Annotated in this window: 6 protein-coding genes; 5 read left to right on the top strand and 1 reads right to left on the bottom strand. The window is 67.6% G+C overall.

Annotated elements, in window-relative coordinates; translation table 11 throughout:
- The 5 genes from R5W23_RS04765 to R5W23_RS04785 form a co-directional block, all read left to right on the top strand.
- Nucleotides 1-285: IS66 family transposase (locus R5W23_RS04765; protein WP_320685342.1), on the top strand; the 285-nt coding region annotated here is incomplete at its 5' end.
- On the top strand, nucleotides 234-707 hold the full coding sequence (locus tag R5W23_RS04770) for an SMI1/KNR4 family protein (protein ID WP_320685343.1): 474 nt from the start codon (nucleotides 234-236) through the stop codon (nucleotides 705-707). The genes R5W23_RS04765 and R5W23_RS04770, both read left to right, overlap by 52 nt.
- Nucleotides 708-975: 268 nt before the next feature.
- On the top strand, nucleotides 976-2,199 hold the full coding sequence (locus tag R5W23_RS04775) for a DUF559 domain-containing protein (protein WP_320685344.1): 1,224 nt from the start codon (nucleotides 976-978) through the stop codon (nucleotides 2,197-2,199).
- A complete protein-coding gene (locus R5W23_RS04780) occupies nucleotides 2,196-3,230 on the top strand; it encodes a hypothetical protein (RefSeq protein ID WP_320685345.1) in 1,035 nt (344 codons plus the stop codon). The genes R5W23_RS04775 and R5W23_RS04780 overlap by 4 nt, the downstream gene beginning before the upstream one ends.
- Before the next feature lie 3 nt (nucleotides 3,231-3,233).
- Nucleotides 3,234-6,440, top strand: a complete 3,207-nt coding sequence (locus tag R5W23_RS04785; protein ID WP_320685346.1) for a helicase HerA domain-containing protein — start codon at nucleotides 3,234-3,236, stop codon at nucleotides 6,438-6,440.
- 190 nt (nucleotides 6,441-6,630) lie between these two features.
- On the opposite strand, the gene R5W23_RS04790 is transcribed toward R5W23_RS04785, so the two are convergent.
- Nucleotides 6,631-7,566, bottom strand: a complete 936-nt coding sequence (locus R5W23_RS04790) for an MBL fold metallo-hydrolase (protein WP_320685347.1) — start codon at nucleotides 7,564-7,566, stop codon at nucleotides 6,631-6,633.
- Nucleotides 7,567-8,050: the final 484 nt, after the last annotated feature.

The following is an 8,050-nucleotide window of genomic DNA, read 5'->3' on the forward strand; positions in this document are numbered from 1 at the left end:
AAGCACTTGTGGAACCATTTCGAGCAGTGGTTTACGTTCGTGTTCGACCCACGGGTCGAGCCCACCAACTGGAAGGCCGAGCAGGCGATTCGCCCCGCGGTTGTGAACCGCAAGGTGTGGGGCGGGAACCGGACCGCCGCGGGCGCGAAGGCGCAAGGCGTGTTGATGTCCGTGTTCGAGACGTGCCGCCGCCGGACCCTCTCGGTCGTGGATCACGTCAGCCACACGTTGCGATGCTTCGGAAACCGGCTCCTACCTCGACCGGTGCTACTACCGGCGCGCTAAACAAGTACCCTCAGGACACTAGCATCATGGACTTAGGCGGCGCGTTCGGCGTCGTCCTACCGCCGTCCTACCGCACGTTCCTATCAATTTACGGAGCCGGTGGGATTCGTGCGTACACGGGCATCTCGGGCATCTGGAACAACCAGTCGCTTGGAACGAGCGGCGGCTGCGCTTGGGGTGACACGCTCTGGATGCGCGAGAACCGTGGTCTGCCGTCCCACCTGATCGTTATCGAGCGCGGGGACGAGCACTTCCCACCAATGTGCCTTGACACGTCGCGTCCAGGGCCGGGCGGGGAATATCCGGTAGTCGGATTTTGGGTGGTGTCGCGAACGGTTTCGACCGACGCTTATACCAACTTCGCCGAGTACCTTGAGCAGTGCTTGGCCGACAGTCTCGAAGTGATTCGTGAAGAAGGCTGACCTCCCTGCGCCCCCCGCCGGCTGATGTGGGCGGTTCGCCAAACGTTTGCCTGCTGCTGGCGGCGGCAAACGCGCGCGTTTCGATCTCGCCAAAATTCGCGAACTCGATTCGGCGGAACTCCGCCCCCGCGCCGGCCCCCCGATGATGCCCGTTCGCGCTCATTTCCCTCGAAGGCGAACAAATAGCCGTTCGTTTCAAAATTTCCCTCGTGTTCCGATCGGCGCTGTGGCAGACTGACGCTTCTTCAACACAAACGTCTTCTCGCCCATGAGTACCGTACCGACCGCCGAATCGTTCCTGCGGCACCACGCCCGCACCGCGCAGGGCGTTCCCACGATCGCCGTTCTGGTCGGCCCGGTCGGGCTCGGCCGACGCGCGTGGGGCCTCCGGGTTACCAGCGCCCCGCGGCCCCATGCCGTAGCCGCCACCGTTGAACCCCACGCGGTACTGACCGCGTGGGTTGCGGTCGCGTTCGGCGCGGCGGACGCCGGCGCCCTCGCGGTCCGGTGGGTCGAGCGCTGCGCCGGCTCCGGCGCGGCGGTCGTCACCCCGTCGGCCCGACCGACCCTCTACGACCTGGATGTCCTGTGGCGCGGCCTACCGATCGACCCGCGGTCGCCGGCCGCGACCGCCGCGCGGCTGCTCCTGTCCGACCGGGCGCAAGGGGCTGCGACCGATCCGCCGCGGTTCGTGCGCGAGGTGGCGGGTGCGTCCGGCGCCCCCGGCCGGGTGGTGCGCGCGGTCGCGGACCTGTACCCGCCGGAGTTGTGGCCGGCGCTGCTCCTCACCCCGCCCCCCGGCACGCTGCCGGCGGCACTGCGGCTCCTTGAGGCCGTGGCGGTCACCGAACCGCGCGTGCCGGTCGGGGTGGCCGTCGCCCGCGATGAGTACGACCAGTTCGCGGCGCAATTCGAGGGGACGCGGGCCGCCGCGCTGGCGCGCGAGGGGTTCATCGAAGTTCGCGGCGTCGCCGGGAACGATCTGGACGCGCGACTCCGCGCGGCCGGGCTCGAACCGCCGGTCGCGACGGTGGCCAGGCTCGTGAACGACGGGGTGGCAGACGACGTGGCGGCGGCGTTCGTGGGTGCGGCGCGGGCCGTCCGGGCACCCGCGCCGGCGGACCTCGCGTCCGACTTCCGCAGCGTCCACGAGGAATTCCTGTTCGGGCAGTTGGAATCGCTGTCAGAGACGGCCGGCCTGTTTCGCCCGAACCAACCGCTTCCGTTCCAACACGGGAACCAGACGGCCGAAGCCGACCTCCTGGCCGCCGGGCTGAAGCTGGCGGTGGAGGTGGACGGCGCGTTCTACCACCTGAACCCCGAGCAGTACCGCCGGGACCGGCGCAAGGACCACCTGTACCAGAAGCACGGGTACCGCGTGCTGCGGTTCCTGGCGGAGGACGTGGTGACCGACCTCGAACGGATTCTGAACACGATTCTGGAGGTCGTGGCCGAGGGCCGCGGCCCCGCCCAACCCACAGGTGCCGCATGAGTGCGACCGCCCAACTGGCCCCATCCCCAACCGCCCCCCCGGCGGCTTCGGCACCGGGCCTCGCCGATCTGATCTTGCTGCGATTGCTTCCCGCGTCGAAGAGCGTCGGCGAAATTGATCTGCGGAAGGATCTGGCGGTCTTCTTCTCCCGCAGCGCACTTGCGGCCGACGATGTGACGCAAGCGCTGACGGGACTCCGGGCGGAGGGGTACGTGACCGCGAAGGGCCAGCGCGCCACCGACGCCGGTCGCGCCCGCGCGTTGCAGTTCCTGGGCGTGGATCAGTTGCCGCCCCGGGCGAACTGGGGAACGATCAAGGCAAAGTTCCTCGTGCCGCGGGCGCTGGGCACAACCCCAGACGCGTTGAAGGGCGAGAAACTCGCCGCGCGACTGCTGAAGCGGGAACTCGGGCTTCCGGTTGCGACCGGCGATACCCTCAAAAAGGTGTTCGAGGCCATCGCCTGTCAGGCGCTCGGGTTCGCCGACCACACGGAGCTTAAAACACTCGTCCCGCTTCTTCTCGCGCGAAAGATGGGCCGCGAGATCCCTCCGGACGAGCGTGACATGACCAACACCGTTCCGCGTGTGCTTTTGGACGCGCCCGGGACCGGCACGAACGGCCTCCGCGCGGTCGCGTTGCGCGGATGGGCCGACGGATCGCACGCCGAGCCGCGCCCGAAAGCTGCGGACCCGCACCCGGAGCCATTGGTCCGACCTGCGGATCCGGAGCCGTTCGACCTGGAGGCGTTCGCGAATACGGTGAAGGCCGCTGCACGACGGTGCCCGACGGGACGGTTCGGCGGGTACAAGGTGTTCATCAGCCACGTCTGGGAAGAACTGCGTAACGACCGGCCGTTCCACGCACTCGGCCTTGATGGCTTCAAAGCCAAATTGATCGAAGCGAACCGCGAGCGCCTGCTGACGCTGAGCCGCGCCGACCTCGTGCAACTCATGGACCCGGCCGACGTGCGGGCGTCCGAAACGACCTACCTAACCGCCACCTTCCACTTCATCCTGATCGAGGGGAGCTGAGCCATGTCGCCCACCGCTTCTGTTCTACCCGCGTCCGCGCCGGCGGCGACCGATCCGCGAGTCGCGGCGTACTGCTCGCCCGACGGCCCCGAGGTGTTTAGTGGGGTCGTGTTCGGCAGCCAGCTCTGGACCACGGACCCCTTCGACGTGGGTGCCGTACACCCGGAGGCCCGTGCGGCCTTCGACCGTCTGTTGGCCCGCGCGTCCGACGCTGATCTGCCGCCGCACGGAAAGAGCCTGCTCCTGCTCGGCGAAGCGGGCTGCGGCAAGACGCACCTGATGCGCGCGTTCCGCACCGCGGCCCACGAGAGCGGCGCCGGGTATTGCGGCTACCTGCAGATGCTCAGCCGATCCGACAACTACTCGCGATACATCCTCAGCTACCTCCTCGATTCGCTCGAGCAGCCGTACAAGCCGGGCGACCCGACGACCGGGCTGATGCGTCTGGCTCGCGGGTTGCTCGATGCGATCGGGATCGCCGACGCCGACCGTGACAAGTTGCTCAGCGACTGGCTCGAGCCGGACGAGACGGCACGGATCGTGTTCCGGTTCGCCGACATCGCCGCCCAGGACGAGCGGTTCGCGGGAATCGATCTGAACCTGTTGCGAGCGGTCCTGTTCCTGCTCCCGAACGACGGTCGCATCCGCCCGCGGGCGCTGAGTTGGCTGCGGTGCGAGGATCTGGCGAAGTACGACCGTGAGATGCTCGGCGACTTGGTTCCTCGACCCGGTCCCGAGATGCCGCTCAAGACGATCGTCGGCCTCGGGCGGCTGATGCGCGCCGTGCATTCGGCGGCGTTTGTGCTGCTGGTCGATCAGTTGGACGAGATGATTGAACTCGCGAAAGGTGACTCCGAGCCGGGCGAACTGTTCCGGTGCGCAATCAACACGCTAATCGACATTGCCGACGCCTTGCCGAACGCGGTGGTGGTAATCGGGTGTTTGAGGGAGTTGTTTGGTAACGCCAAGGACAAGGGGTTTCTTCCGCGCCCCAAACTCGACCGCCTCGAACACGACCCGGAAGCACTCAGCCTCACGGATTTACGCACGGGTGACGAGGTCTGCGCGATGTTGGCCCGGCGACTGGAGGTGTTCTTCGGCGCCGTTGGAGTCGAACAAGATCCGCTTAACCCACTGGCGCCATACACCGCAGTGAATGTTACGCAACTGGCCGGGCTGCGCACGCGCGACATTCTCGACCGCTTCCGTAACCACCGCGAACAATGTATCCGGGATGGCAAATTCACCGGGACCGACCTTATCAAAAAAGGCACAAAGCCAGAGGAGAAGCCTCGGACAGCAGTTGACTTCGGCCGACTGTGGGCGGATCTTGTTCCCAAGGCGAAACCACCGAACGTAGACGAACCGAAGCTTGCAGAGTTACTTGGATGGGTGATCGGCGCGGCCACCGACGAGATGTCCAACGGGCTAGTCTTTAGCTCAGACCCGAGCGACCGATTCGTGCAAGTCGAGGTACAGTGCGGAAATGCAGCAGACAAACTGCTCGTTGGCGTGTGCGACAAAACATCAAAGGGCGGGCACTTGGGCAGGCAACTTGACGACACGGTGAAGCGGGCGGGCGAGTTGCCGGCTGTGTTCGTCCGCTCGACCGAGTTCCCAAACTCGCCCGGAACCGAGACCGCCAAACAAGTCGCCAAGCTCTGCGTGCCGATTGGAAAGCATCGAAAGGCCGTCATCGTAAACGCCGATTGGCGCGCGATGGCCGCGTTCCGACAGTTCGTTAAGGAGCACGAAAAAACGGACGGTTTCGGCGCCTGGCGCCAGCAGGTTCGGCCGCTCGCTAACCTGCCGTCTCTTCGCCGGGTGCTCGATCTCGACCGGCTCGAAGCGGCGGCCCCAAAACCTCAGCCGCCCGCACCGCCGCTGCCGCCCGCGGGCCTCGCCAAGGCGGCGGCGCCGGCGGCCGTCCCCGCACCGGTCACGCCGCCTGCGGCGCCGGCGAAGGCAACGGGAGCAATCCGGTTCGCCGTCACCCGCGGCGCGCTCCCGGCGCCCGTCGAACTGGAGCCCAAAAGCCTGTGCCGGCACGCGGCGTTCCTCGGCGGTTCGGGGAGCGGGAAAACGACCGCAGCGCTCGCGATCATTGAAGAACTGCTCCTGGCCGGGGTGCCGGCCGTCCTGCTCGACCGCAAGGGCGACCTAGCCCAGTACGCCGACCCCGCCGCATGGGCCGCGCCCGAACCGGACGCCGACCGCGCGGCCCGCCGGGCACGGCTGCGCGCGGCGATCGACGTTCAGCTCTACACGCCCGGGACGAACGAGGGCCGCCCGCTGGCCATTTCGATCGCCCCGCCCGGGCTGGCAACCGCCCCGTCCAGCGAGCGCGAGCAACACGCTCAGTACGCCGCCGCGGGGCTGGCCCAGATGATGGGGTACCGGAGCCGCGGCATCGACCCCAAACTGGTGATCCTGCAAAAGGCCATTGAGGTGCTGGCCGCGGCCGGGAGTGCGGTCACCGTAGACACTCTTCAGAAGCTCGTCAGCGATCAGGACGATGCGCTCCTCATGGAGTTCGACGGGCAGTACGAGGAGCGACATTTCCGGACGCTGCGGCAGGACCTGTACTCGCTCGGCGCCCGGCACCGGCGGCTGTTCGAGGCCCCGGAAGCGCTCGACATCGACGCGCTGCTCGGGCGCGGGGCGTTCGCGGCGCCCGGCCGCACCCGGCTCACGGTGCTCAACACCGGCGCGCTCGGGGACGCGGCCACCGTCGACTTCTGGGTGTCCCAACTGCTGCTGGCGCTCGACCAGTGGCGGCAGCGGCACCCGGCGCCCGGCGCGTTGCAGGCCGTGTTCCTGTTCGACGAGGCGGACACGTACCTTCCGGCGGTCGGGAAGCCGGCGACCAAGGGGCCGATGGAGAGCCTGCTGCGGCGCGCCCGGTCCGCTGGCCTCGGCCTGTTCCTGGCGACCCAAAGCCCCGGCGACTTCGATTACAAGTGCCGGGACCAGATCACAACGTGGCTGGTGGGACAGGTCAAGCAGCCGGTGGCGATCGAAAAGCTGAAACCGGTCCTCCAGTCGAAACCCGGCGCGGCCGATCGGGTCGCGGACCAGAAGGTCGGCGAGTTTTGGCTGGTGCGCGAGGGGGACGTGCGCGCGATCCAGGCGGCGCGGAACCTGATCCCAACGGAGCAGCTCTCCGAGGACCGGATTCTGGAACTCGCACGTGCGGGCCGCGCCGTGTGATGCCGGGTTCTTGGCTTCAAGGTGGTCCGCTTGCTCCGCGAACAGTCGCGCGGCGATGATAATATACGGCCACTTTCTTGACAAACAGCAACGGCCCGGAACGCGGGAGCCGGTTCGTCGAGCGGGCTGAGGGACCGGCGGGGAGGCGGTGGGCGGAACGCTTCCACCAACTGTCTCCCGAAGGCACCAGCTACCAGTCGCCGTCGAACCCGGGGAGCGACGGCTGCACCGTGCGGCGCTTCGGGACCGCGCGGTGCACACGCGCGGAGGCCCGGTTGCCCGCATTCGGCCGCCGGGCGAGCGTGATCGGGACGATCGCGTAGTCCTGGCGCGCGGTGACGACCTCCGTCGCCGGGTTCAGCCCCACCAGCGCCTCCCGTCCCGCCACCGCTGCCAGCTCGGGCGTGTTGCAGTCCTTGCTCAAGTGCAACTGTACCAAATGCCCCGGGAACCCCTCGCCGGACCGCCCCGCGATGGTCGCGGTCAGTTCCGCCGCCTGCTTGTTCGAGAGGTGGCCCAGGTCGCTCAGCACGCGGTCCACGAGGAACTTCGGCCGCGGGCTGGCACGCTCCATCAGTTCGTCGTGGTTGTACTCCAGCGCCAGCACGTCCACCCCGGTGAACGCGGCGACCAGTTCCGGTGAGCCGCACCCCAGGTCCGAAGCGTACCCGATCGCCCACGCGGGCTCCGGCCGTTCGCCGTCGTACCCGTCGATGCGGAACGCGTAGGTCGGGGTCGAGTCGTGCGACACGCGGACCGGCAAGCAGCGGAGCCCCGGCGCGAGTTCGAGCGGCCGGCCGTCGCTGTACTCGCGCGCGAGCCCCGCGGCGCGGAACGAGGCGAACGAGCTCGCCCGCTCCATAGACGCGTAGTGCTGCGGGTGCGCGTACATCGGGACGCGGCGGGCGCGCAGCTCGGCGAGGGTCGCGTCCTTCCAGTGGTCGGTGTGGGTGTGCGTGAGGACGACCGCGGATACCCGCTCCCACGAGGTGCCGACCGACCGGAACCGCGCGGTGAGGTGCCGCGGCTGCAACCCGCAGTCGATGAGCAGGCCGAAGCCATCGAACTCGAGCAGGCTGGCGTTCCCGCCGCTGCCGCTCGCGAGCACCGTGAACCGTGCCGTCATCGGATCGTGCCCCCTACGTTCAGCTTCGACCGTGGCGCGGTGCCGGGCGCAAGTTGAAGCGGAGATGAAGGTAAGTTGTACCCGCGCGCAGGTCCGTTTGAAAGGACGGTAGCGGTTGGGCGCGTCGCGCGAGTGTGGGGCCACTCTACCTCGAACCTTGCTTTGATTAATCTGGGAGGTGAAAATCGGGCTACGGTTCTGTGCGCAACGTCAAGGAGGGAAGGACAATGGCTAAGGTCAAACTGACTCCTGAGGACCTCGCGGGGATCGAAACATTGCCGCCGACCGACCCCACACGAGGCGGTGCGGCAAACCCTGAGCTACCTGAAGAACAACGAGAAGCGTATGAATTACGTGGAGTACCGGAAGAAGGGGCGGGGCGTATCGTCGAGCATGGTGGAGTCGCTGATCAAAGATGTCAACTACCGGGTGAAGGGCACCGAAAAGTTCTGGAACGATCACGAAGGGGCGGAAGCGATCCTTC

This window comes from Gemmata algarum (assembly GCF_034097035.1).
GTDB classification, from domain to species: domain Bacteria; phylum Planctomycetota; class Planctomycetia; order Gemmatales; family Gemmataceae; genus Gemmata; species Gemmata algarum.

Coding starts and splice junctions, on each gene's coding strand:
- R5W23_RS04770 (WP_320685343.1), top strand. CDS start 234: ATGCTTCGGAAACCGGCTCCTACCTCGACCGGTGCTACTACCGGCGCG.
- R5W23_RS04775 (WP_320685344.1), top strand. CDS start 976: ATGAGTACCGTACCGACCGCCGAATCGTTCCTGCGGCACCACGCCCGC.
- R5W23_RS04780 (WP_320685345.1), top strand. CDS start 2,196: ATGAGTGCGACCGCCCAACTGGCCCCATCCCCAACCGCCCCCCCGGCG.
- R5W23_RS04785 (WP_320685346.1), top strand. CDS start 3,234: ATGTCGCCCACCGCTTCTGTTCTACCCGCGTCCGCGCCGGCGGCGACC.
- R5W23_RS04790 (WP_320685347.1), bottom strand. CDS start 7,566: ATGACGGCACGGTTCACGGTGCTCGCGAGCGGCAGCGGCGGGAACGCC.